General features: G+C 32.4%; 18 protein-coding genes and 1 tRNA gene. 12 read left to right on the top strand and 7 right to left on the bottom strand.

Annotated features, from left to right (window positions below):
• The first annotated feature begins 80 nt into the window (after positions 1-80).
• The 9 genes from BXU10_RS16425 (at position 81) to BXU10_RS25045 (ending at position 15,087) form a co-directional block, all read left to right on the top strand.
• On the top strand, positions 81-4,754 hold the full coding sequence (locus BXU10_RS16425) for a hypothetical protein (RefSeq protein WP_223255487.1): 4,674 nt from the start codon (positions 81-83) through the stop codon (positions 4,752-4,754).
• Positions 4,755-5,901: 1,147 nt separating this feature from the next.
• Positions 5,902-7,239 (top strand): hypothetical protein, encoded by a 1,338-nt coding sequence (locus tag BXU10_RS16420; RefSeq protein WP_078228524.1) that lies wholly within the window; start codon positions 5,902-5,904, stop codon positions 7,237-7,239.
• A gap of 2 nt (positions 7,240-7,241) precedes the next feature.
• Positions 7,242-8,813 (top strand): DndE family protein, encoded by a 1,572-nt coding sequence (locus BXU10_RS16415; RefSeq protein WP_223255486.1) that lies wholly within the window; start codon positions 7,242-7,244, stop codon positions 8,811-8,813.
• Positions 8,814-8,883: 70 nt separating this feature from the next.
• The gene (locus BXU10_RS16410) at positions 8,884-9,504 is read left to right on the top strand and encodes a hypothetical protein (protein ID WP_078228522.1); all 621 of its coding nucleotides are present in this window, start codon (positions 8,884-8,886) and stop codon (positions 9,502-9,504) included.
• 245 nt (positions 9,505-9,749) lie between these two features.
• Entirely contained in the window at positions 9,750-10,517 is a 768-nt protein-coding gene (locus BXU10_RS16405) for an ABC transporter ATP-binding protein (protein ID WP_078228520.1), read from the top strand.
• Between the two features lie 172 nt (positions 10,518-10,689).
• Entirely contained in the window at positions 10,690-10,947 is a 258-nt protein-coding gene (locus tag BXU10_RS16400) for a helix-turn-helix domain-containing protein (protein WP_078228518.1), read from the top strand.
• A 905-nt stretch (positions 10,948-11,852) separates the two neighbouring features.
• Positions 11,853-14,198, top strand: a complete 2,346-nt coding sequence (locus BXU10_RS16395) for a phospholipase D-like domain-containing protein (RefSeq protein ID WP_078228517.1) — start codon at positions 11,853-11,855, stop codon at positions 14,196-14,198.
• Positions 14,199-14,469: 271 nt separating this feature from the next.
• Complete coding sequence (locus BXU10_RS16390; RefSeq protein WP_078228515.1) at positions 14,470-14,811, top strand: hypothetical protein; 342 nt, start codon at positions 14,470-14,472, stop codon at positions 14,809-14,811.
• 120 nt (positions 14,812-14,931) lie between these two features.
• Positions 14,932-15,087, top strand: a complete 156-nt coding sequence (locus BXU10_RS25045) for a hypothetical protein (protein WP_189328105.1) — start codon at positions 14,932-14,934, stop codon at positions 15,085-15,087.
• 269 nt (positions 15,088-15,356) lie between these two features.
• Here BXU10_RS25045 and BXU10_RS16380 read toward each other — a convergent pair whose 3' ends face one another.
• On the bottom strand, positions 15,357-16,073 hold the full coding sequence (locus BXU10_RS16380; protein WP_078228513.1) for a hypothetical protein: 717 nt from the start codon (positions 16,071-16,073) through the stop codon (positions 15,357-15,359).
• Between the two features lie 202 nt (positions 16,074-16,275).
• Here BXU10_RS16380 and BXU10_RS16375 point away from each other — a divergent pair, with 202 nt between their 5' ends.
• Together BXU10_RS16375 and BXU10_RS16370 are read left to right on the top strand one after the other, a co-directional pair.
• Positions 16,276-16,458: a hypothetical protein gene (locus BXU10_RS16375; protein ID WP_123922035.1), complete on the top strand. Its 183-nt coding sequence runs from the start codon at positions 16,276-16,278 to the stop codon at positions 16,456-16,458.
• A complete protein-coding gene (locus BXU10_RS16370; protein WP_123922034.1) occupies positions 16,455-17,777 on the top strand; it encodes a recombinase family protein in 1,323 nt (440 codons plus the stop codon). The genes BXU10_RS16375 and BXU10_RS16370 overlap by 4 nt, the downstream gene beginning before the upstream one ends.
• A gap of 196 nt (positions 17,778-17,973) precedes the next feature.
• On the opposite strand, the gene BXU10_RS16365 is transcribed toward BXU10_RS16370, so the two are convergent.
• From BXU10_RS16365 to BXU10_RS16340, 6 genes are all read right to left on the bottom strand, one after another.
• A tRNA-Met gene (locus BXU10_RS16365) sits at positions 17,974-18,046 on the bottom strand.
• Between the two features lie 135 nt (positions 18,047-18,181).
• Complete coding sequence (locus BXU10_RS16360) at positions 18,182-19,297, bottom strand: PepSY domain-containing protein (RefSeq protein ID WP_078228509.1); 1,116 nt, start codon at positions 19,295-19,297, stop codon at positions 18,182-18,184.
• A 457-nt stretch (positions 19,298-19,754) separates the two neighbouring features.
• The gene (locus tag BXU10_RS16355) at positions 19,755-20,714 is read right to left on the bottom strand and encodes an HTTM domain-containing protein (RefSeq protein ID WP_078228507.1); all 960 of its coding nucleotides are present in this window, start codon (positions 20,712-20,714) and stop codon (positions 19,755-19,757) included.
• An 8-nt stretch (positions 20,715-20,722) separates the two neighbouring features.
• Positions 20,723-21,295 carry a hypothetical protein gene (locus tag BXU10_RS16350; protein ID WP_078228505.1) on the bottom strand — a complete coding sequence of 191 codons (573 nt, stop codon included), beginning with the start codon at positions 21,293-21,295 and terminating at the stop codon, positions 20,723-20,725.
• Positions 21,296-21,371: 76 nt separating this feature from the next.
• A complete protein-coding gene (locus tag BXU10_RS16345) occupies positions 21,372-22,019 on the bottom strand; it encodes a hypothetical protein (RefSeq protein ID WP_123922033.1) in 648 nt (215 codons plus the stop codon).
• A 390-nt stretch (positions 22,020-22,409) separates the two neighbouring features.
• The gene (locus BXU10_RS16340) at positions 22,410-23,465 is read right to left on the bottom strand and encodes a glycoside hydrolase family 130 protein (protein WP_078228501.1); all 1,056 of its coding nucleotides are present in this window, start codon (positions 23,463-23,465) and stop codon (positions 22,410-22,412) included.
• Positions 23,466-23,931: 466 nt separating this feature from the next.
• Between BXU10_RS16340 and katG the strand changes: the two genes are divergently transcribed.
• Positions 23,932-26,205 carry a catalase/peroxidase HPI gene (katG, locus tag BXU10_RS16335; RefSeq protein WP_078228499.1) on the top strand — a complete coding sequence of 758 codons (2,274 nt, stop codon included), beginning with the start codon at positions 23,932-23,934 and terminating at the stop codon, positions 26,203-26,205.
• Positions 26,206-26,225: the final 20 nt, after the last annotated feature.

Genomic DNA, 26,225 nt, shown 5'->3' with positions numbered 1-26,225 from the left:
ATCACAAAAAGACGACCCTTTAAAATAACATTACAAGGATCGTTTCAAAAAAATTTGGCTAAAATATTAAAAAAGTTACTATGCTTTATTTTACAAAAAAACAGGATTATCTGCTTATGAAAAAGGTTGTAAAAATACATTTATCGGTTTTATTTCTCATGTTTTCGGTTGCTTTTTCTTATGGGCAGGATATTGCACCTCCAAAAGAACTAGGGGCAGCTTCAAGTGCTATAGAAAAGATCGAAGCTTCTGAACGATGGGTAGATAAATTTTCGAATCAGGATTTGGTAGAGTTGCCAATCGGAATTCGTAATACGGTAAATAATGTTCAATATTCTATTGGAATTACGAAAGCTGTTTTTTCACCCGAGTATACCACATTGACTGTTTTTTGCAGGGTTGATATTCCGCAAAAGGACAAAGACGGACAACCAATGCAGTTGTTCTTTGGTGCTGATAATGTAAAATTATCGCATCAGGGAGGCATTATGGGAGAAGCCAAATTAGTCTTATTGGGCAATGTTGACATTCCGTTTAGTGATAACAAATGGCAGGTATCATTATATGGCGGTTTTGATATGGCTACCGGAAATGTCAATGATTTAACTTATGTAACAATTGACTGCGATGGTTTTAAAGAAATGAAGATTTCAGGAGCTGTTGAATTTTCAAGAAACCTGATATTGCCAATTGATCCGGTAACTAAAACTGTAGACGAAGCAAAAACAACAGTTCCTAAAACATATTACAACGGAAAAACAGTTCAGATACCCAATAGGGTTAGAGGAGAGTTTAGCTTTATGGCAAGTAGCTGGAATGATATTCTAGTTGATGTAAGCATGCAGCCTTTTGTATTGAAAGACAAACGAAACGGAAAAGATTTTGATGGTAATTTTCAGTTTCTGGTCAGTAACGCAGTATTGGATTTAAGTGATTTAAAAAATGACCCAACAGTTGTTTTTCCGGAATATTATGCAAAAAATGCTCTTTTAACACCAAGTACGCAAGCATGGAAAGGAGTATTTATTCAGACTTTTGATGTAGGTCTTCCAAAAGAATTTCAAACTACGGATACTGCATCAAGTAAAGAAAGACTTCATGTAGGCGCACAAAACCTTATTATAGATAAATACGGGGTTTCTGGAACTTTTTATGCAGATAATGTATTCCCGCTGGATAGGGGAATAACCAGTCAGGAAAAATCATGGGCCTATTCCTTAGATCATATCGATGTAACGATTGCTGCCAATACCTTTGTAAAAGCAAATTTAAACGGTCAGATTCTTTTGCCAATAAGCAAAGCACCACAAGAGAAAAAAGAGACTGCAGCCGATAAACCGGCTAAAACTAACAGGGCAGGTTTGGCTTACAATGGATTTATATCCATGCAGGAGCAGCAGTTAATTGTAGTTACAAAAGATACCATAGCTTTTGATCTCTGGAAAGCAAAGGCTTTACTATTGCCTAACAGTTCTGTTGAATTAAAATTAGTAAATGGCAAATTTTTACCCAAGGCAAATTTAAACGGAACCGTTTCATTTGGAACCAACAAAGGGGCATCTGACGATAAGGAAGTAGAAGGAAAGAAAACAATTGATTTTAAAGGGATTTCTTTTGAAAACCTGCAATTGCAAACCGTTTCACCTATTATTTCTGTTCGAAATATGGGCTATAAAGGCACGGTTTCCTTTGGTAATTTCCCAGTTTCGATCGGTAATATAAATGTTGCTATTAACGAAAATGATTCCCGGATTGATTTTGATTTAGGAATTAACCTAATGGAAACTTCGGTTGGAGCCGGAGCAACGGCCCGAATTGGGATAAAAGGTAAAATGTATGATGACGGCCATAGGCAGCGAAGCCGATATGATGGTTTAGATCTTTCCGCCATTAATATTGACTGTAAATTTAGTGGATTAACCATTAAAGGAGGTCTTATCTTAATGGAAAAAGACCCAGTATATGGAAATGGATTTAGTGCAGAACTTGAAGTGGATGTTGCCGGTGTGGTTAATGTACAGGCAAAAGCTATTTTTGGTAAAACAACTTTTAGATATTGGTATTTTGATGCCGCTGTAAAATGGCCGCCAACTCCGGCGCCTTTTATGATTAATGGTTTTGGCGGAGGGGCGTATTATAAGATGCATCGAAATCCGGACATAGCCATTGGTGATTTCTCACCGTCAGGATTAAGTTATACTCCCGATGAAAAAATAAGCCTAGGAATCAAAGCCCTGATTTATTTTAGCATTGGTTCAGAAAGTGTTTGTGACGGTGAGGCTGGTTTTGAAATTGCTTTTAACTCAAGAGGAGGTATAAACAGATTGGCTATTTTTGGAAAAGCAAATGTTCTGGCTTCAATACCAGGGCTTAAAAATGTTACAGACCTAATGGGGAAAGTGGCTTCAAATGTTACTGCAAAGACAAGTTTTATGGGGGTAACCGATAAAGATCTAACGGGATCTTTTGCCAGCAAATATATTCCCGCAGCAAAAGAATCAATTCCTGGAGATTTATCAGCTCAGGTAGGTATAAAAATGGCAGCGGCAATAGAATTTGATTTTCAAAATCATTCGATGCATGCTACAACAGACGTGTACATCAATACGCCAGGAAATTTTCTTTCGGGAATAGGAGAGGGAGGAAGGGCAGTTTGGGGCGTTTTCCATAAAGACCCAGAAGATTGGTACATGTATATGGGAACTCCGGATGACAGATGTGGGGTCAAAATAGGTATAGCAGGAATGTACTTAAAAACGACAAGTTATTTTATGGCAGGAACAGTGCTTCCGGGAAGTCCGCCACCGCCACCTATTGTTGCACAAATTTTGGGTGTTGATGCCAAAGAACTGGATTATATGCGAGATGAAAATGCATTGGCAAATGGAGGAGGTCTCGCATTTGGGGCTAGTCTGGATTTTGATACAGGAGATTTAAGCTTCCTGCTTTTTTATGCCCGTTTTCAGGCGGGAATGGGGTTTGATATTATGCTCAAAGATTATCAGCAAGCCAGATGCTCTAATACAGGGGATCGGGTAGGTATAAATGGCTGGTATGCTAACGGACAATCGTATGCTTACCTGCAAGGAGAGTTAGGTATCAGAGTTAAATTATCATTTTTGAGATTTAAAATTCCAATTATTTCAGGAGGCGCTGCCGTTTTATTACAGGCAAAATTACCAAACCCCGTTTGGATGCGTGGTTACGTGGGTGGAAATATGAATATTTTGGGAGGATTGATTAAAGGGAAATTCCGTTTTAAATTTGAACTTGGAGAGGAATGTCAGTTTGAAAATCCTTCTCCATTAGGTGGTATCAAACTTATTACAGATGTAACCCCAAAGCAAAGTGCTACAGATGTGGATGTATTTGCTGTACCACAGGCCACATTTTCAACAAAAGTTAATGAAGCTTTTGTGATTCCGGAAGATGCTGGTGATGTTACCTATAAAGTAATATTAGAAAAATTTAAAGTTTTGGATGGAACAAAAGAAATTCCGGGAATTCTGGAGTGGAGTTCTATGAAAGACAGGGCTAATTTTGTTTCAGCAGATATTCTGCCTCCAAACAAAGAGCTTAAAGTTCAGGTTGAGGTTAGTTTCCAAAAAATGATTAATGGTGTTTTTGAGCCTATAAAAGTAGATGGAAAAATAGCCACAGAACTTGAAGAGAGATTATTTACAACGGGTGGGGCTCCAAATAATATTCCTCTTACCAATATTAAATATTCGTATCCGGTTGTAGACCAAAAATATTTCCTGGAAGAAGAATACCCAAAGGGTTATATTCAGCTTAAACGCGGTCAGGATTATCTGTTTGAAGATGGAAGCTGGGAAACAAGTATCAAGGTAGACCAGGAAGGAACTTCTAATTCAAGAGCTGCAGCTTTTAATTATAGTACCAGTTCAAATGAAGTATATTATGATTTGCCTAATATGGATCAGGACAAGAAATATAATTTTTCAATAGTCAGTAGTTTGAAACAAACTCCATCTGTAAATGCTCCATCTGCGACAAAAACAAATACAATTAGTGAGGAAGGTAATGACATACAAGTAATAGAAAACCAGGCTGATGCATTATCCAAAGCAGAAGGAAGTATCGAGCGTTTATCGTACTCGTTTAATACCAGTAAGTACAAAACATTCAATTCTAAAATGAATTCGATAAGTACTCAAAGTTATAATTTTGGCGTTTTGTATTCAGACGTTATCTACTTAACCAATACTATCTCGAGCCAGGAGGCATTTGATATTGTTGACCTGCAAGGTGTAGATTATAGTGATAATAAACCGATGATTAGCGCACAATCTAAACTAAATGATGAATATTATACAGCAGATATTTTTCCGTATTTGTATAAAGATTATCCTTTAAATGGCAGTTATGCCATAAGCAACAGGGATACAAATGAATTAGGAGTGATTCCTGCTAAAGCAATACCGCTCAGCGCATATTATATGACGAGTATAGAAAATAACGTAAACCAGTCATGGACAAAGGGTAATTTTCCGTTTAAGTACAATATGCCTTTGCTTTACAAACAAGATTGGATTGATTTGGATAATCAGATAATTAATGCCTATGTTAATGGAGATACCAGTGTTGAGTCGGTTGCAAAACGTTTTGTAAACTCTAATTTCCTATTTATGCGATATGGGAATTATGAAATAGTAATGAAATACAATCTACCAGGAGATAAACAAGCGAACGAGTTTACTTATAAGTATAAAAACATTAATAATTTTAGGTGAAAAATAAACCGTCTCAATATTACTGTTGAGATGGTTTTAGTAATTCCAGATTAATAGATGCCATTAAACAGTAAATGTTTAATGGCATTTTTGTTTTTATCACCCGTTTTATAAGAAGAAAAACATCCATTTTTTATTATTAAATAAAATGGGAGGATTTTATAAAACTTTAGCAATCAGCTATTGTTAATGATGTTAAAAACGACATAATGTAAATTTTTTAATTATTAATTTATGCTTTGAGTTTACAATAAAATCTTATAATATTTATTTGATAAAATAAAAGTTGCTTTTTATAAAGTGCAGAATGTTAAAAGTTAGTGGTTTTAATGTTGTATTTTTATTACAATTATGCTGAAAGAAGGGTAAAAATCGGAGGTGTTTTTTACTGTTGTCGTTAACAATGATAGACAAAAATGGAGGCTAATATATGAAAAGCTTCACAAGAAAAATTTGTAAGAATTAAATTGTTTTACATAAATGTATTTCTTCAGCATAAATCAATTTTAATAATTGTTTATTAAACTGTCCGTTTCTTTCTTGTGTTTATTTTTTATGTCAAGAAATTTTTCTTGTCTTTTTGGAAAGTAACTTCATTTAAATAAAATTTTCTATTAATTCGAATTAGTTCTTTTTCCAGAGCGACAGTTTTTTGATGATTATCAATTAATAAAGCAATTGATAATACTGTAGCAACTAAAAGGTACATATAAAATAATTGAAAGGGACTTATTTTTTAGTATTCTCATTCTATGGAATTTGGTGAAACATTATTCTTTTGAATAGTTTGGCTAGCGATAAAAATACTACAAATCGTACAATTGTTTTTATGAATAAATGTATTCTTAAAACAATTAAGAGTTTAATGAGCTCACAAACCTTTTATCTGTCTCTTCTTTCTTTTATTTTGTAATTGATAGGGTAAGTATTCGTTGAGCTGTTTGGATATGCAGTTTTAAATGATGCTTTAGGAAAAATTTTAGGATTAGATATATATGAAGATTTAATTCAAGATTTAGATTTTTACTCATATAGTTTAAGGAAGGAAGGAGCAACAAAAAACATTCAAGATCAAATAATTGACAGAGAAAAAGCTATTGAACTCAATCAAAATGACATCAATAAAATTGACGAAAATATTGCTGAATTGGTTAAAGAGATTTCCGAAATAAAATATAAAATTAAAGAATATGAAAACTTTATTAACCAAAACAGTAAGGATAATGTAGTACAATTCGATAGAGCATCATATTTAAAAAGAAAAGAAGAATTAGAAAATAAAGTGAGTGATTTAGAATTAGCTTTTAATGAATTAAGTGAATTAATTCCATTAGTTATGCTAGCTGGCAAACTTGAAGAAGTTAATGAACATTTAATACTGCAAGAAGAAAATCAAAAGGCAAAAAATTCAACCTCAGAAGTCTTATCTAAAATTGATCAATTCATAGAAAAACTTTTTAATCAAGCTCCTGAACCTATTAATAGTTCTCTGACATTAAAGGATAAAATGTTTTACTATGACAAAGCACAAAAATTAAGTACGGAACTTTTTGATGATAAAATTGAATATTTCGAATTGGATTTTGAACATGACCTTAATAACTATGAAAAAAGTTTAGTAAATAGTTCAATCAATGCTGTAAATCTTCAATCGAAAGAAGTTTTTGAAAACACGATTGATGCTTATAACATTAATAAAATCGAGTTAAATGAAATAAATCAAACCATTAGTAAGATAGACTCTGATTTAGTTGACGATTACATCATAGAAAAAATGATTGAAAAAGAAAAATCAGAAAGATTATTGAGTGAAAAGGATCAAAATATTGGAACTTATAAAGCAAATATTGATAAACTAAAAAAAGATAATATCCGATTGAATCAAGAGTTCCAAAGCTTAATTCAAAAGGTTGTTATTACTCAAATTAATAAAACTAAATTTGATAAAACCCGAGAATTTATAAGTGTATTACAATCATTTGTGGAATTACAGAAAAAAGAAAAAAAAGAAAGTTTAGAAAAAAATATACTTTCCGAATTGAAAAGCCTCTTACATAAATTACAAAATGATGTAGTAAATGCTAAGTTCATTTCAGATGTCTCTGTAGGTATTCTTCCCGATAACTCAGGAATGAAAATCACTTTATTTGACTCAAATGATAATGAAATTAAAAAAGAAGTTTTAAGTTCCGGAGAAAAGCAAATTTATATTTCTTGTTTAATAAAAGCAATTTTGAAAGAATCTGTACAAAGTTTGCCCATATTTATTGATACCCCTTTAGGAAGATTAGATGATGAGCATATTAAAAATATTTTACTTTATTATTATCCAGATTTATCAGAACAAGTTGTTATACTTTCAACAAATAATGAAATAACGCCTCGACGTTTTAAAGATATCGAGCATAGTGTTTCTAAAGCTTATTTATTAGAAAATGATGGCACAAAAACAAATGTTAAACGTGGTTATTTTAAAAGTTTATAATAATGATTAGATTTAAGATTGATAATGATAGTACGGATTTACTAGATAGAATTACTAATATTTATGGTTTCAAAAGAGATACAATTACAGCAAGAATAGCTATATCTTTTAGTTTAAATAAAGGATCTCATTTTGATCTGAGTTTAGAAAACTTGCCAATTAATGGGAGAGAATATACTCCTACAAGTAATTTTTTCGGCAAAATAATCGAGGGGGCAGATAATTATTTAATCTATAAAACCTTAATGGATCAGCACTATCAAAGTATATTATCTGAAAATGATTTTATCAAATTAATTAAATTTCATCTAGAAGAAGGTTTAAATATTTGGGTAAAAGAATTAGATAGTAATTCTATTTCTAATGGAAATCACATTGATTTTTTAATGAAAAATATCAAAGGTAATTTGGATTTAAGAAGAAATCTTGTTAAGATCAACAGTACTTCTAAATTAATTTCCAGTTTTGAATATAAAGAAGCTATATCATTTGTAATTGGAAATGATGAAGATGGATCTGACGTTGTAATAAAAATAAATGACCTAAAAGAATTTGATAATAGAAATATTGCTATTGCAGGAATGGCAGGTTCAGGAAAAACCCAACTAATAAAAGATATTTTATATCAAATTTCTAAAAACTCTAATAATCAATTGAAATTCATATTCTTTGATTATAAGGGAGAAGGAAATCCTGAGCAATTAAAAACTTTTCTAAACGCAACAAATTGTGAATTTATTGATATTGTAAAAGATGGTGGTATTAAATTTAATCCTTTTTCTTCTATTAGCTTAGATGAAAGGGAAAGACCCTTTAGTATAAATGCATTTGTAGACACGATTGCAACTTTTGTTCCTGGAATTGGAGTTGTGCAAAAAAACAATTTAAAAACCATATTAAGAGACCTTCTTGATGATAAAAAAGGAGAATATCCAACAATTAGCGAGTTATTTCAAAATCTTGAAGAATATTATGAAGTAAATAAAATAAAACCTGATTCCTTATATTCTGCAATACAAAATCTAACAGAAAACCTTTTTAACACTGATCATGACGATGTTTTAAAGAAAAGCCTATACTTAAATTTGCCTCCAAACTTATCTGATGTTTTGAGGCAATTATTAGTGTTTTTATTGCTTCGTTATTTTAGCACCTATTTTAGTTCCACAAATGATGTTGAGCCTATAAATGATATAATTCCTTTGAGATATGTTATCGTAGTTGATGAAGCGCATGTTTACTTAAAAAATAAAAACGCTAGAAAAGCATTGGAAGAATTATTAAGATTACTAAGATCAAAAGGAGTTATTGTAGTAATGCTTTCCCAAGGAGTAGAAGATTATAAAACTAAGGATTTTGATTTTGCATCCCAAGTTAAGCTTCCTATTTGTTTGAATGTTCAAAATAAAGACTACAAAATGATAGAGTCTTACGTAGGTACCCCAAAGAGTAAATTTAAATTAGAAGCTGAAATTCGAAAATTGGATTCTGGTTTAGGCTTAATTAATTTAAATGAACCTAAGATCATAACATTAAGACAGTTTTGGAAAACTGCCAAAAATGAGGGACTGTAATTAGGATTATTTATCAAATTACTTTAGATATAATTTCAATTCTTCAACTTACGTATTAAGGAATATTAAAATGGAACAACTTACAGACAAACAAATAAAAACTCGTTGGAGGGATGTTAAGAAGCAAATTAATGAACGACAACTATTAGCGTTTAGAGTTGGTATTCCCCTCGAAAGTTGGGACAATTATATGTACTCAATTCCTCCAAGTGATGAGATAAGTAGAATTTACTTAGCAATTCAAAATGATAGAACGCTGAAAACATCTAGAATTAGAGAAGGATTATCAAAAATTGTAGGATATAGAGAATCGGTTCAATTTAGTAAGAAAATCGGGGTCTCGGACGCTTCAATTAGAGATATTATTGAAGGCAAAAAAACTATGGCGGGATATGACATTATCAATAAGCTGGAACTATTTTTAAATACTGTTTTACAAGACTTTGAACTATCAATTGAAAATCCACTTACAATAAAAAGCTATTCGCAAGAATATATTGGGGATATAGCGTCTGAAATTAATATTGTTGCCAACAACTTGAAACAATATTGTTTTTCTCTAACTGAAATGGCTCGTAAACAAGAACTTGAAACAGATTGGTGGGGGAAAAAAATTAAAGCATCAAAACAAGTTGAATATTCTATAAGTAACCTAACTGAGCTTAAAGATAAAATAGATACATTTTGGTAAGTTTATATAGAAAAAGCTATTGATATTAAAAGATGAACAGCACAGATATTTAAAAAGAAATTAAAGCTAAAAATAATATAAACTAAATTAATTATCATTTACATAGAAGAACATTTTTTATTTGATGAAGCACAAATAATTAATCTTGGGGAAGATTTATTTATAGTTTAAAAGATGGAATAATATCTAAAACTGATAACGAACTTTATATTCACAATTTTTATAGCGAAGGAGCCATTCTATCATTGTCAGCCATTGTAGGTAAAAATGGAGCAGGAAAAAGCTCACTGCTAGATTTAGTGACTGAAATTATTAATAAAAGTTATGGTTATCGTTTTGTTTTAATATTTGAAGACAGTGATAAAGTTTTAGTACAAACTAATACTAACGTCAAATTTGATTTTGAACATGAAATATTTTCAGGAATATTTACTACTTTTTATTACTCTCCTTATTTAGATTTTAAAAATGAAAAAAATGGTCAAGATTTAAGCTTAGACAATATTATTGAAAAAGATTTAGACAATATAAATGACATTAGAAAATCTAGTGAAAAAGTAAATCCTTTGCAACAATTAAAAATGAGAAATTGGATCCGTCAAATGGAATTTATTAACTCCGATATTGGAAAGGAGTTTAGTGAAATATTTGATTTACCAACTAGTAATCTTAATAAAATTACATTTACAAGATATTTAATTGAAGTTGATCATGAAAAAGATGAAATAGAATTTGATAACACACCTATGGGTTTTAGAGAAATAATTCAGTTTATTTATAATAAAACAAGAAAGGAAGCTGAGGATATAAATAAAAACAGACCAAAAGGGTTTAGTTTAGTTAAACTTCAAAAAGATCTATTAAAAAATTATTTTTTAATGGATTTCCTCTGCTTATTTATTATCCAAATGGAAAAAGAAAATAAATATCTGCAAGAAGGATTCATTGATAATACTACAGAATTCATTAAAAATAGCAAAGAAAAATCTGCTCTTGAATCTTTTTTTAATTAAAAACAAGCAGAAAACTTATTTAGCTGACAGTTTCTTCAAATCATATAAAAAATGGTTCGTAAACAGGTTGGTAAGGGCCACCATTTATTATTGATTTTCGTGGGCTGTCAGGGTTTGCGAATGTTTTAAGCTGTATAGTTTTGTAGTGTAACAATTTCAAAATCACATAGTTATGATGGTCTATCTTATCACTCGTGAAGATTTAAACGAATTCAGAAATCTTCTGTTGAATGATTTAAAACAACTCATTCAACCTCAATCTCAACAAGCAAAGCAATGGTTAAAATCTTATGAAGTCCGAAAATTGCTGAATATTTCTGCTGGCACTTTGCAAAATTTACGGATTAATGGCACGCTCGCGTATACTAAAATTGGCGGTCTTATGTATTACAAATATTCGGACATTGAAAAAGTGTTGAATGGTAAATAATAAATAATTAAAAAACGACTTTGGAGTTTTTTTCTACCCTCTGTAAGGGCAAGTTGTTTTGAGGCACTAATCGAATTTCGAGTGCCTCAAAACACAACTTGCCGATTGCAGGAACGTTGCAATCTTTAATATTTATAAAAGGTAAATACTAAATTAAATAGAATATTTTAATCACGACTATCATGACCATATTTTGGCCATGATAGCCTTGAATAGTTAAAATTAAATAGATATTTAAAAAAAAAGAAAAAGGACAAAAAGAAAGCAGTCTTAAAATTGGACAATCAGACAGTTGAATTGCTATAAGTCCCGAAGGGCGGCTTTTTTTGAGGAACGAGAAAAAGCCGTTATGCGCACTTCTCTGGCTGTGTCCAATATCTTGCTTTGCTTTTTTTCTTTTTGAGAATGGTTTTTAAAAATCTGAGGTTTGAGTATATTTTGAAGGTGTACACTTTTCAAATCCAGAACAAAAATAGATCTGCTAAATAAAATTGAAGACACAGTTAAAAGTAAATTTATCTTAATCTAAAGCATTGAAACTTTCAAATCTTCCAGTAAGCGGTTCTAATTCTGAAACGCTAAAAACTCTTAAATTCTTTTTATAAGTTATTGAAGTTTGAGGTTTTAAATTCATCTTCTTCTCTTTTTAATATATTTAAAATCAGGTATTTATACGTGTGATGGGTTTGCTGTAAATATTTAATTTTATACGATAAAAATTATTTTGGAAGTAGAATATCTAAACATTTATATTTTGAATAAGATATTTAAAATAGTGACAGTATATCTCCATTAGGTTTTTCTAATAACTATTTAATAGTGGATATAAATAAGTTGGCAGTCATGCTAACATGACAGAATGTTACTCAAAGTAGTGTAGGACAAAAAACATAAATCATAATAAAATGAAAAGACAAGCTGTTAATCGGTTTCAAGCAGAATCATTGAGATTGACCAAAACTACAAAGGAAGGTATTCTTAAAAGTATTGAGAAGTCTTCAATACAAGAGCTAAAAAAAATTGCCCCTAACTTAGATGATAATATTGAAATGACATCTATAGTTGATAAGGCAGAATTGTTTTTGAACCAATCAGAGCCTCTTGATCTTAACGATGTCAATACAGAAGCTATAATTCTAAAGTTCGGAAGACCTGTTTTCTTTATTGAAAATAATACTCCTTTATTGACAGGAAATGACATTGAAAAATTCCAACAATTGATAAACAATGCAACTGCCAATCTACGTTTGACAGAGAAAATAAAATCCGTAGGACGAGTGGAAACAGAAAATCTTCCGGGTTATGATTGGTTGGGAACCGCTTGGCTTTTTGACGAGAATTTACTTATAACAAATAGACACGTTGCAAGCGAATTTGTAGCCAAAATAGGAACAGGATATAAGTTTAAAAGATTTGGTAACAATATTGTAGATTCAAGAATTGACTTTTTATGTGAATTCAACAATCAAAACTCTTCAGAATTTTCAATTCTTGAGTGCTTATATTTAGCTTCTTCTCAAGAACATGATATTGCCATTTTCAAAATTAAATCCGATAGTCTTTCAGGGCATATACCAATCAACATACTTGGCGGAAATCCTCAAATAAGAGAGGATATAGCAGTAATAGGCTATCCCGCATATGACAGTAGAACAAGTTCCATTCAGGACATGCAACGAATATATGAAGGTGTTTACGATGTTAAAAGATTAGCTCCTGGTAAAATAACCAATGTTTATCAAAACGAAGGAATTGCTTTACACGATGCTACTACATTAGGTGGAAATAGTGGTTCTTTAGTTCTATCACTTGAAACAGGTAAGGCTGTTGCATTACACTTCGCAGGAAAAGAAAGTAAAGGGAATTATTGCGTAGCATCTTCCACGTTAAAAAGGGTAATAGATAGAATTCCACGAAAAATTTACCCTGTAAATGGTTTTTCATCAGACGTGGTTTCTGCTTTTGAGAGCTTCGATGAAATGGTTGGCAGAAATTGTCGGTTAGAACAATATACAAAAATTCAGGTTCCAAGTTTCAAAATTAGCGGAAGATTCGTAACCTATGCCAGCCCTGATTCTACATATTATGCAACTCAAAAATTCTTTGAACAGGCAGAAGAGTCTATTTTAATTGGGATATACGATTTTTCTGCTGAACACATGGTTGCTTGTATTAAGGATGCTATTGACAGAGGTGTAACGGTTTCTTTGATGCTTGACATTGATAGCTCTAAAGAGCTAGAAGTGTATAAAAAACTCCAAAAATATGGAGTAGAATGTATTCCAGCCCCTTCATGTGCTAGTGAAAACATACATTATTTCTCAAGTTCTCATGAAAAAGTGATTGTAATTGACAATCAATGGACTTTAATACAAAGTGGGAACTATTCCGATAATAGTATTCCATACAATAAAGGAAATGGGGAAATAATAGAAGGAAGTTTTAAAAATGGGAATCGTGATATGGGGGTTGCTATTGAATCAAAGCCTTTAGCTAAGTTCTTTACTCAAATACTACGTGCTGACATGCAACTTGAAAGGTCGGCTGCGGGAGAAGAAAAAATTCAATCTCTCCTTTCAACGTCTGAATTTTTGATTGAAGCTCCAGCAAAAAGACCTTCTATTCTTTTCCCAAGTGAAGAGTTTAATCATACTCATAGAGTGCAGGTTCAACCAATATTGTCACCCGACAACTATATGAGTGAAATTCCTAACTTCATCAGAACTGCAAAAAAATCAATCAAAATTGAACAGCAGTATATCCGTGTTGGTCAGGTGGAAATAAGCAAGTTATTGCAAGCTATTAATGAAGCAAAAGAGAATGGGGATGAGAACTTTTCTGTCCAAATTATTGTCGCCCCCCCAAATCCAAGAGGTGGAGCAAAAGATGCGGAAAAAACACAAAAAGAAGTTGATGTATTAAGGGGAATGGGATTTGAGGTGCTATTGCTTTCAAATAAACATTTTGTTCATTGCCACAATAAACTCTTGATAGTTGATGATGAAGCGGTGCTTATAAGTTCACAAAATTGGTCAGATTCAGCAGTTGTGAAGAATCGAGAAGCAGGAATTATCATTTACGATAAAGAAATAACAAAGTATTACGGTAAAATTTTTGATGCAGACTGGACAATGAGTGAAGAATCCATTGAAGAAATCATTCCTACCAAAGAAGTGATTAATATTGAAGCATACAGTTCTAACGCTGGAAAATATATAATTGTTGATGCTTGTGATTTCCAAGAAGTATAGAAATAAATTCCCAAACATGAAATAGATAAATAAATTTTCTAAAATGAAGAAGCCTTGACCGCATTAAATTTTAAAGCTAAAGACGTATTGTAATAAAAGGACGGACCGCGAACACAGGTTTTGCGTCAGGCGGGCTGACATGCAAACTTGGAACTTTGTACTTCTGTCAAACTTTTAGTATAAATTGAAGCTTTGTACTCCGAAATCTGCCCAAACGCAAATTCCCAAAGTGTTAACTGCAAGGCTAAGTGACACCTAACAATAAAAAAATATGATACCAGAAGTAGCATGGGACTTGATTCCTGAAAAAATTGAAGCTCCAGAATGGGCTTTACGAATTGCCGAAAAATCAAATTTGGAAGGCAGACAATTAAGGGCATATTTATTTGCAGTAGAACTCATTTCGGATTTCTTAAATAGATTTGAAGATAAACACTACCTTAACACTTATTATTTTGAGAGATTTAGAGTGGTGGATATTTCAGCAGGCTTTATACCCAACTATTCAAAAAGAAGAAGACAGGATATAGACTTTTCAAGATATGAAGATTACGCTTTTGGGCTTATCATCGGAGTTGATGCGGACTATTATGATATATTTGCCAATAGTTGATGAGGCATTGATTTTTGATAACACAGGTGTAAAAGCTGAATTAATTGCGCAGAAAATATTAGGCTACGATATTGAAATTAAAAATGAAATTAAGTTCGACAAACTCAAAAACAGAGAAACATGGAAAGTCACAAAACAACAGCGACTCAGAAGAAGATTATAGACGCAATGGAAAAAGTTTATGAAAATTTAATTGAGTTTAAAAAGAAAAAAAACAGCGATCTGGTAGTCATGGAAAACGGCAAGATTGCAAGGATAAAACCTACTTCATTATAGATAATTATTTTAATCTATTTAAAGCTCTCAGAAATGGAGAGCTTTTTTTATAAAATTATAAGTAATGAAATATTATTTATTAGGAGATAATTGAACCTAATCTGGGTTTTGCTATTGTTGAAAATGTAGTGAACGTTTTTTATTTGATATTTTTCACAAGAAGCTGTTATATAGAAGGTTAATTTGTAATGAAAATAAAAAAGAGCAAGTAAAGGATGAAAAAATAGTTTTAACATCTATTGTGCAGTATAATTTAAAAAGTAATTTTTTTAAATAGTTTTATTTTTTATATATCCGACCCATTTTTCTACATCATTTTTTATTTCACCTGCATTATGTTTTGGATAGTGTTTTTTTACATATTCAATGAACTCTGTTTTAGTATTACCCGTTTCCCATTCCATAACACTAAGATAAAGCATAGGCCATTTTTTAGTCTGTAACATAAAATCGTATAATGCAAAATAGGGAGGTCCGTAATACAATGAATTCTCAATAAGTTCATCATAAAAAGATTTTGTAAAAGCCTTTTTCATGTCTCTGATAATCTCATAAGTGATACGGTGCCTGCTGCCTTCACGAATTGCTACTGCAAGGGCAGACATACTTTTGTCCTGAAAAAAAGTATAAAGATAATTACGAAATTCCTCTTCCATGATATCACAGAGATCCTGGCTGTAAAAAGCATATTCTTGTTTGAATAGTTCTAGAGAAAAATTATCGGAATGCTTGTTTTCGATAAATTCAATTACTTCCATTTCTAAGGTAATAATCTTTTCAAGAGAAGGACTTCCTATGAGTCCTGCAACAGCTATAATATACTTTGGTTTGGAAAACAATTCAAAAAAATTACTTTTAAAAAAGAGAGTCTTTCTTTCAAAAGTTACCTGCACATACAAAGGATGTGTCATGATTTTACCCAATGGAACTTGTTTCAGTTTTTCGTTGAAGTAGGTTTTATAGCTTATTTTAGATGGTTTGTTCATACTATTTTTTTACGAAATTTTGCCACTATGCTTGTTTAATGTCAAGCTACAGTGGGTTACAGATTATTATAAATAATTAAAATCAGTACAAATATAGATAAAGTTTTTATAAAATATAAAATTATAAAAACAATTTTATTACCTTAGCATTGTGAAGCTTACTAGCGAATGAGAAAGGATGGTGAACGTTAAAGAAAGTTGTATGGAAAATAAAGAAGTCAATGAAGAGGTAAATGAAAAAAGAAGAATCACTCCAGAGAGGGCCTTGGAAATGTTACAGGCTGATGGACTGGATGTAACGCTTGAACAAGCCAAGAATATTTTGGAATTTTTGCGTAAATTAGCTAATATTACAGTGAGCAAGTATTTAAAAAGAAGACAATGAAAATGATAGCAGACTTATATGTACGAGTAAGTACCGATGAACAGGCAGACAGAGGATATTCCCAAAGGAATCAGGAAGAAGTGCTTCGCAAATATTGTGAAATCAATTCTATTGAAATAAGAGATGTGATTTATGAAGACCATTCGGCAAAGACCTTTAACAGACCGCAATGGAATAAGCTTTTGCAAAATTTAAAAAAGCATAAAAACAAAGTTGATCTTGTCTTATTTACTAAATGGGACAGGTTCAGTCGTAACGCTGGGGATGCTTATCAAATGATTAATATCCTTAGGAAACTTGGTGTAGAGCCACAAGGTATTGAACAGCCACTTGATTTGACTATTCCAGAGAATAAAATGATGCTTGCTTTTTATCTTGCAGCTCCTGAGGTAGAGAATGATAGAAGGGCACTCAATACTTTTCATGGCATGCGAAGAGCAAGGAAAGAGGGAAGATATATGGGATATGCTCCGGCGGGATATGTTAACAAGGTTAAAGAAGACGGGACAAAATATATTACGTTTGACCAGCCAGAGGCATCTATCTTAAAATGGGCTTTTGAAGAGCTTTCAAAAGGAATTTTTAACACAGAGCAGGTACTTTGTATGGCAAAAGAAAAAGGACTTAAAGCAAGCAAAAATAATTTTTGGAGAGCCATTCGTAATCCTCTTTATTGTGGTAAAATCGTAATCCCAAAATATAAAGATGAAGACCTTACCTATGTAACAGGACAGCATGAACCCCTAATATCGCAAACGCTATTCTATAAGGTGCAAGATGTACTTGATGGAAGATCAAAAACATATCTGCCAAAAGCAATTACTACTAAACCATTTCCATTGCGAGGATTTTTTACTTGTCCGGAATGTGCAAAAATATTAACGGCAAGTATTTCCAAAGGGCGTAACAAATATTATCCTTATTACCATTGTAGTGCAGGTTGCAAATACAGGATCAATTCTGATACTGCTAACGAGGTATTTATAAAGAACTTAAAACAGTATGTTCCTATACCGGAGATAAAGAATCTTTATATTACTGTTTTGTCAGAATGTTATAGAGAGCAAACCAAAGACATATTTGAAGAAAAGCAAAAAATAATAACCCAACTAAAGGATTATGAAAAGAGACTTTCACATGCCAGGGATTTATTAGCGACCCAGCAAATTGATGCTTCAGATTATAGGGATATGAAATCTGATTATGGGGCTATAATTAATAGACTGGAATTAAAATTATCAGGCATCAATGTGGACGAACACGATATTGATGAAATATTAAAAGTTGGTATAGAAAACCTCTTGAAGCTCAATGAATAATTCTATGATAGCGGGGATTGGTCTCAATCAAGAGATTTAATTGGTTCGATTTATCCTGAGAATTTTACGATTTCAGAAAGCCAGCTTCGAACCACAAGAGTTAATGAAGTTCTGAATGTTATCTATTTGATTAACAGTAGAATATCAACAAATAAAAAAGGGACAAAGAAGACTTTTTCTTCTTTGTCCCATGTAGTAGCGGGAACAGGACTCGAACCTGTGACCTTCGGGTTATGAGCCCGACGAGCTGCCTACTGCTCTATCCCGCGATGTTTCGGGTGCAAAGATAAGCACTAAATACGGTTATCCAAATAAATTCCTGATTTTTTTTAATTTAAAACTGTAATTTTTAATAAATCGTTAATTTATAGTTATTTAAAAAATGAAAAAATTAAGATTATATTTTAGTGAGCTGCTTTCTTTTTTCGTTTTCCCAGCCAGATCAATAATCCTGTAGTAGGTAAGGTTACGGCAAAAAGACAAACCAAAAAAGCGATTATTTTAGTTGGATACCCATAAATGCTTCCTGTATGAATGGGATATATCAATCGTTTTAATTTATCTCCCTTGGAAAAAGATTCGTAAGGTCTGATTTCTATGTTTTTGCCTGTGTATTTATCAAAATAAAGCGAACTGGATTGATTTGGTATATTGAATTCTAAGTTTTCTTTTGAAACTAAGATACTGTTAACGGTATCTGCCGGCATCCTTATCTGGATGTTACCTTTATATGGAAAAATACTATCTGTTTTTTGATATATACTTTGGTAAAATGAGACTTTGTCAGACTGTGGATCAATTTTAGTTGGGTTTTCTACTTTAAGAGAAGGCCTTTCGGAAGTACCATTTGCTATAAAATACATTCCATCTTCAAACCATTTAAAAGACCATGTTAAACCCGTAAGTGCAATAATTAATAAAAACAGGAAAGTATAAAATCCAAAAGTCGAATGAAAATCCCAGTTGACTCTTTTGAAAGAAGCTTTCCATTTTACGGTAAGTCGCTGTTTTAGGTTTTTAACTTTTTTAGGCCACCATAAAATCAGGCCTGAAATCAGCATGAACACAAAGATTAAACAACTACAACCTGTAATGATTTCACCAATATCATGCATCAATAAGTGTCTGTGTATGTTTAAAATTACAGAGAAAAATCTGTTATCCTGTGCGATAGTTCCAAGCACTTTTCCTGTATAAGGATCTATTGAGAAAATTTGTGTTTCTCCATCGGTGTCTTTTCCTATGATAGTCATAGTACGTTTTGGATCATTATAAACTACAATACGGTTTATTTTTTCAATTCCATATTGTTTCTCTATCGCAGCTGTACAATAATCAATTGTTTTTTTTTCTTTGCCTACATTAGGAACAATATAAAACTCTGGATTTATATACTGATCAATTTCTTTTTCAAATACCAAAAGGCTGCCTGTTAAAGCTACCACAAATAAAACAAGGCCGGAAGCAAGTCCTAACCAAAGGTGTAATTGTCCAATTTTTTTCTTTACTTTTTTCTTCATTATTCTTTAAAGAATTTCAATAAAATGGTTATTAAATCTGGATTTCTGAATTGATTTTACATGAATGCAAATCTATACTTATTTAGACTAATTTTATAATGTTTTTATTGTCATTCTAAATAATTTCATCTTATACTATTTATAGCGCTACAGTATTTTACGTGTAGTCAAAATGGAGAGTGTACATCACAAAACACAAAATTTAACTAATGATAAATATTGGAGTAGACGGGAAGTACTTCAGGCAATAACAATTGTTTTGGGAAGTTTGTGATTTAAGTTTTAAAGCTGTTATACAAAAGGCTGTCCAAAAATAGGACAGCCTTTACTAATTTCTTATCGATATATTTTTTCTATGTTAGAAATTTAAATTTTCATTACTAATTAGAGTATTGGCATTATTTCAATAATAAATCTCAAAAATAAATTTTAAACAGGTTCTAAGAAATAATTTTTTCTATATTCCTACCGGACTCGATTTTTTATAAAAGCGTCGCTCTAAACTTAGAGATTTGATGGTAACTGTTTCTCTTTCAAAATTAAAATTAGTCAGGTTCCAGATGATCATGATGGCCGAAAAATAATAGAGGTTCAGCACTAAAGCAATTCCCAAATGCATGCTGATGGTAAGTATCATCCATGTTTTTTGCGTTTTAGGTATCCAGATAAAAAACGGATACAGCATTTCAATAATGATAGTAGACCAGCCAATAATAATTAAAATATAAGAGTGGTCTGCCATCCAGGAAAAATCAAAATTAAAATCCCTGTTAGCATATGGTAAATTAATGGCTTTCCAGATAGATTCACCATTGCGCCAGTTGTATCCCAGTAACTTATCAAATCCTGAAAAGAAATAAGCTATACTGATATGAATTTGAAACATTCTTTTTACAGGCATAAAATTGACTTCCGTAGCTTTCTTTTTTATGATAAAACGTAGTACTGAGCAATATGCATCAGAAGGTAATAAAATCAAATAAAATAAAGACATGCTGGTAAAAAAATCGACTCCGTAAATAAAAAACGAACTCCCTTTGAGCAAAGCAACCTGCAATAGCAGTAACATAAAAGCACTAACCCGGGAATAAAATCCTATTATGATGTTAATGCACAATGTTATAAACATTATTTTAGCACCTAAAATCACAGTGTTTTCTGCAATTCCAAAAGATTCAAAAAAATGAGTAATTTTTGAAAAAGAAATTAGCCAGTTCGGATGAAAAACAGACATTATATCCTGTGGAACAAGACTATTACTGGAAAAAAACATGTCAAAATCGCTTATGATAGATAAAAAATGTAACAGCGCCAATGCCCCAGTTGAGATCCTAAAGAAAGCCAGAAATTCGGGATTTCCTTTATTTACAAAAAATAGAGACTCAATTTTATTATATAAGATGGTGGCTTTTTTCATGGTTATTTTTATTTAATTTGACTAATTAAAATCAGGTTGTCTTTTTTCTCTCCATTTTTATATCTGTCTAAAGAAGGATAATCGTAGAGATAAAGTTTGGCTGTACATTTTGTCGCACCATAACTCTCTTTAAGGACGCTTTTTGCAATTTGTTTAAGCACCACATCCAAATATTTGTGATATTGGGATTCGTTTTTCTTTTTAGAAGCAACCACTTTGTCTATGAACATATTAAAAACAGAAGTATATCTCACAATACTTTCCTTACTCTTCCATTCCGGCATAATCCGTTCTTCCAGAATATTTCCGTTAGCGTCCTGCAATTCAAAAAGCAAGACAAAATCGCTTGCAACATTCGGCGCAAAAAAACCATACCCTGTATCAAATCCAGTGTAAGTCGTAAACATACTAACAGGTTCAAATTCTACAATTTTATTTGAAAGTTCATAAAAGAATGGTTTTTTATACTCTTCTTTATCATAATAAAAACCATAATAACCGTCAAAGGTTCCTTTTAATGCAATTGTAAAAACCATAAAGAGTAAAAGGAATATACCAAAAAGCTGCCATTTTCTTTTCATTTTCTATTGTATTTGATTGAAAATATTTTTTTATAAAAACAAGGACAAACTTTATCGATTGACCTTGTTTTGATAATTATTGGTATTGTTTGATAACATTAATAACCTGTTGATTTAAATTTTTATCAAAAGGTGTTCTGGTAGTTCTCATTAGCAATCTGCTAAACGCTTTGGTTCCCATGTAATCATTACAGATATTATTTTCATCAATTCCGACTACTGATAATTTGTTAAAAGTACTAATCTCTTGTTCAGATAGTTTGGTAGCTTTGGTTACAATTTTATTGCCCGCAATTCCAATATTACCATCCAATGAAGCATATTCGTATTTTGATAATATATTATCCAGTCTTGCTTTGATATCTCCATAATTGTTCCAATTGATATCAATTACATCAAAACAACCCTTATGGATGACATTCAATTTTGCGATTTTTGATACTCTGGTCAAAGTCTTTATTTGATTAACGTGCTGAATTATTTGCGTTTGAACGATATAATTTAAGAAGCCGGAACCTCCAAATTTCGTATATTCCTTATCAAGTGCAATAAGTCCGTCAATATCTGCTCTGGACATTTCCTTTGCATCTTTAATCAGGAAATTATTATCGACAAAGTAATTTCCATTTTCATTGTAGACCAACATTTTTTTGGGTTTGCATTGGGAAAATAATATTAACCCAAAGGCAATAACACCAATAATTAATAGTGTTTTTGTTTTCATAATTGTGATTTTTTCTGATGCCTACTCTTTTTTGGCTTTTCGGCTTTCTCCATTTTAAATGTTTGTATTTTATTAGTAACATAAAAGTACTTTTATTTAAAATATTGAAAAAGAGTGTATTAATCCATTTTTAAAGGGTATTTTTCCCCTTTATTTGATTTAAAGCAACTGAAGTATATTAATAGAGATGCAAAGTATGATCTCCATGGCTCTCTGCATTTGAGAGAGTTTTGAAGGAAGAGGAAAACACAAGTAAGCAGCGATTATATTCCGAAATTTCGAGTAGTGTTATCTTTATTAATAGTTTTAAACTTTTTTATCTACTGGAACATCTTACTTTAGATAGAGATTAAGGATAAGAGTATAAATAAGAATACAATAAAATGTTTATCAAAATTCAGGAATAAGATTTGATAAGATTTCTGTAATGGAGAAAGAGGCTCCGCAGACAAATTCATCGGCTGCTCCGTAATATATTGTAAGTTTATCTCCTTCTACAATATGACCATTCGTAAAAACTACATATCCAAAAAAACCACTCAGTTCGTAATTTTCCTGTGGCATCATTATAGGTTCTAGCGTTCGGGCAATTACTTTTGAAGGGTTTTCTAAATCCATTAAGAAAGCGCCAAGGCAATATTGGTGTTCTGAATTTGCTCCGTGATATATTTCAAGCCATCCTTTATCCGTTTTAATAGGTGCTGCACCAGCGCCAACTCTGGCACTATCCCAAAGTCCTTTTCTGGTTCCGACAAGAAATTGATGATTTCCCCAATAGATACCATCAGGAGATTCAGCCAGCCAAATAAAATTGCCTCCAATCTGAGGACTTGATGGGCGGTGCAGTGCATAGAATTTGCCATTAATTTTTTCTTCAAAAATGGCACAATCTTTATTATGGGGAGGAAATATCATTGATAGAGATTCGAAATTTTTCCAATCTTTAGTCGTGCGCAATCCTACACCCACACCATTAGAAGAAACAGCAGTGTAAGTGATATAATATTTATCATCAAGCTTGCTTACCCGCGCATCCTCTATACCAAATTGTTCCAATATTCCTGAACCAAACAAAGAACTATAACCCTCAGGATCATAAAAGTGAATACCATCATCACTGCATAAAAGACGTAAATGCGAAAGTGTTGTCAGGTAGTCAAGACCTTTATATTGAATTATTCTGGCATCTGTAGCAACGAGATCCGGATCATTAAGAGGGATCTCAATAATTTCTACTTTGCCCATTTCATTGATAACCGGAAAAAATATAACACCCTCTTTTTGCGCAATAGATTCGGCAACTCGTACTAAAAGCCATATTTTTCCCTTAAATGCAAAAACTCCCGGATTTAAAAGACTTATAATTTGTAAATCAGGAGTACTGGGATGCAGGTCTTTAGGCATCAATAAGGGGTTTTCAGGAAATCTGTGGGCAATATCACTCATTGAAATTTTTGTTTTAAGTAATAATGTAAGCTTAATTGTCGAGCAATTATTGATGTATTTTATGAGATTATAAAGAAAAGTTTTTCGATTTAAACTTCTTTATATAATATTGTTAGAGTATTATAATATTTTCATTAGCGGTACTTATAGGATCGTCTTTTAGATGACTATCTAATTTAATAGTCGGAATTTTTAAATTCATATTCGTTTAATAAAATGCAAAGAATAATCTGTTTTATTATTCGAATTAACCTGCACTGATAAAAAGAAGTCTATTAATTGATAATTAGATATATTTTTCATAATTTCAATACCCAATTTCTTAGGCATTATCTACTTTTCATGATATTATCAATAGATTTTATCTATGAAAGTAGGTTGATATAATATGAATCACGTATAAAGTTTCCTTGTTTAGTTCTTAAATTCGTTTTCGGTTAAATAATAAAAATCAAAAAAATAAATTATGGAAAATCAATCAAATGACATCAGCAAATGCCCTTTTCATAATGGCAGCATGGACAAAGCAGCCGCTTTAGGGACAAAGAACCGCGACTGGTGGCCAAATCAGTTAAAAGTAAATATCCTGAGACAGAATTCTCCGGTATCAGACCCAATGGGTAATAATTTTGATTATGCTGAGGCTTTTAAAAGTCTTGATCTTGAAGCTGTAAAAAAAGATTTACATGAACTCATGACAGATTCACAAGATTGGTGGCCTGCAGACTTTGGGCACTATGGAGGTCTTTTTATCAGAATGGCATGGCACAGCGCTGGAACTTACCGTGTGCATGACGGGCGTGGCGGAGCAGGTGCAGGACAACAGCGTTTTGCTCCCCTTAACAGCTGGCCCGATAACGTTAGTCTTGATAAAGCCAGAAGACTTTTATGGCCAATTAAACAAAAATACGGAAAGAAAATTTCCTGGGCAGATTTAATGATATTAACCGGTAATATTGCTTTGGAATCTATGGGATTTAAAACTTTTGGTTTTGCCGGAGGAAGAGCCGATGTTTGGGAACCGGATGAATCTGTTTACTGGGGTTCTGAGACAACGTGGCTGGGTGGAGATGATCGCTATAACGATGGTTCTGATGGTGTACCAAAAGATCACGGGGTAGTATCATCTGATGACAATGCAGATGGGCATGTTCATTCCAGAAATCTTGAAAAACCACTTGCAGCCGTACAAATGGGACTGATCTATGTAAATCCTGAAGGACCAGACGGTAATCCGGATCCTATTCTCGCTGCAAAAGATATACGTGATACTTTTGGCCGAATGGCAATGGATGATGAAGAAACAGTAGCGTTAATTGCCGGAGGACATACATTTGGTAAAACTCACGGTGCTGCCTCTTCTGATCACGTAGATAAAGAACCGGAAGCATCAGGTATTGAATTGCAAGGATTTGGATGGCAAAATAGTTTTGGTTCCGGTAAAGGTGCAGATGCCATTACAAGCGGATTGGAAGTTACCTGGACAAAAACACCTACACAATGGAGTAATAATTTTTTTGAAAATTTATTTGGCTTCGAATGGGAACTTTCTAAAAGCCCTGCCGGTGCACACCAATGGGTAGCCAAAAATGCTGAACCTATTATTCCTGATGCTTTTGACAGTTCAAAAAAGCATTTGCCAACCATGCTTACTACTGATTTGTCATTAAGGCTGGATCCGGCTTACGAAAAGATATCACGCAGATTCCTGGAAAATCCAGATGATTTTGCTGATGCTTTTGCCCGTGCATGGTTTAAACTTACTCACCGTGACATGGGGCCACGCTCCCGTTATCTGGGATCTGACGTTCCTCAGGAAGAATTGTTATGGCAAGATCCTATTCCAGAGGTTAATCACGCATTAATTGATGAGAACGATATTACACAGTTGAAAGAAAAAATATTGAATTCAGATTTAAGCATTTCACAATTAGTAGGAACCGCATGGGCTTCAGCGTCAACTTTTAGAGGGTCAGATAAACGCGGAGGGGCTAACGGTGCACGTATAAGATTAGCTCCGCAAAAAGACTGGGATGTAAATAATCCCGTACAGCTTAAACAGGTTTTAGATAAACTTGAAAGCATTCAAAGAGAATTTGATGCTACGCAACAAAATGGTAAAAAGGTATCACTTGCCGATTTAATAGTTTTAGCAGGTAGTGCTGGTGTAGAGAAAGCTGCAAAAGAAGCCGGATATTTAGTAAAAGTTCCATTTACACCAGGTCGAATGGATGCAAGTTTGGAGCAAACTGATGTTGAATCTTTTGGTTATCTGGAACCTAAATCAGATGGATTTCGTAATTTCCGAAAAACAAAATCATCAGTTTCTACAGAAGAACTTCTTATCGATAAAGCAAATTTACTGACACTTACGGCACCAGAATTAACAGTGCTTTTAGGAGGACTTCGTGTACTTGATATAAATTCTGACGGTACAAAAAATGGTGTTTTTACACATCGTCCGGGTCATCTTACCAATGACTTTTTTATCAATTTGCTTGATATGAGCACACAATGGAAAGCATTATCAGATGATAAAGAACTTTATACAGGAAATGATCGTAACACGGGACAACCGAAATGGATTGGAACACGTGCAGATCTTGTTTTCGGATCCAATTCAGAATTAAGAGCTATTGCGGAAGTTTATGCAAGTAGTGATGCACAGGAAAAATTTATAAGTGATTTTGTTTTCGCATGGAATAAAGTAATGAATCTGGATCGTTTTGATCTAATCTAAATACTTTACATTATTCATAG

Source organism: Flavobacterium sp. LM4 (assembly GCF_002017935.1).
Lineage (GTDB): Bacteria > Bacteroidota > Bacteroidia > Flavobacteriales > Flavobacteriaceae > Flavobacterium > Flavobacterium chungangense.
This window is presented reverse-complemented; position numbering and strand designations above follow the sequence as displayed.

What these genes read in the sequence shown, in the direction of transcription:
- BXU10_RS16425 (WP_223255487.1), top strand. Translation starts at nt 81, where the DNA reads ATGCTTTATTTTACAAAAAAACAGGATTATCTGCTTATGAAAAAGGTT.
- BXU10_RS16340 (WP_078228501.1), bottom strand. Translation starts at nt 23,465, where the DNA reads ATGAGTGATATTGCCCACAGATTTCCTGAAAACCCCTTATTGATGCCT.
- BXU10_RS16360 (WP_078228509.1), bottom strand. Translation starts at nt 19,297, where the DNA reads ATGAAGAAAAAAGTAAAGAAAAAAATTGGACAATTACACCTTTGGTTA.
- BXU10_RS16345 (WP_123922033.1), bottom strand. Translation starts at nt 22,019, where the DNA reads ATGAAAACAAAAACACTATTAATTATTGGTGTTATTGCCTTTGGGTTA.
- BXU10_RS16355 (WP_078228507.1), bottom strand. Translation starts at nt 20,714, where the DNA reads ATGAAAAAAGCCACCATCTTATATAATAAAATTGAGTCTCTATTTTTT.
- katG (WP_078228499.1), top strand. Translation starts at nt 23,932, where the DNA reads ATGGAAAATCAATCAAATGACATCAGCAAATGCCCTTTTCATAATGGC.
- BXU10_RS16350 (WP_078228505.1), bottom strand. Translation starts at nt 21,295, where the DNA reads ATGAAAAGAAAATGGCAGCTTTTTGGTATATTCCTTTTACTCTTTATG.
- BXU10_RS16370 (WP_123922034.1), top strand. Translation starts at nt 16,455, where the DNA reads ATGAAAATGATAGCAGACTTATATGTACGAGTAAGTACCGATGAACAG.
- BXU10_RS16395 (WP_078228517.1), top strand. Translation starts at nt 11,853, where the DNA reads ATGAAAAGACAAGCTGTTAATCGGTTTCAAGCAGAATCATTGAGATTG.
- BXU10_RS16415 (WP_223255486.1), top strand. Translation starts at nt 7,242, where the DNA reads ATGATTAGATTTAAGATTGATAATGATAGTACGGATTTACTAGATAGA.
- BXU10_RS16375 (WP_123922035.1), top strand. Translation starts at nt 16,276, where the DNA reads ATGGAAAATAAAGAAGTCAATGAAGAGGTAAATGAAAAAAGAAGAATC.
- BXU10_RS16400 (WP_078228518.1), top strand. Translation starts at nt 10,690, where the DNA reads ATGATGGTCTATCTTATCACTCGTGAAGATTTAAACGAATTCAGAAAT.
- BXU10_RS16410 (WP_078228522.1), top strand. Translation starts at nt 8,884, where the DNA reads ATGGAACAACTTACAGACAAACAAATAAAAACTCGTTGGAGGGATGTT.
- BXU10_RS25045 (WP_189328105.1), top strand. Translation starts at nt 14,932, where the DNA reads ATGGAAAGTCACAAAACAACAGCGACTCAGAAGAAGATTATAGACGCA.
- BXU10_RS16380 (WP_078228513.1), bottom strand. Translation starts at nt 16,073, where the DNA reads ATGAACAAACCATCTAAAATAAGCTATAAAACCTACTTCAACGAAAAA.
- BXU10_RS16390 (WP_078228515.1), top strand. Translation starts at nt 14,470, where the DNA reads ATGATACCAGAAGTAGCATGGGACTTGATTCCTGAAAAAATTGAAGCT.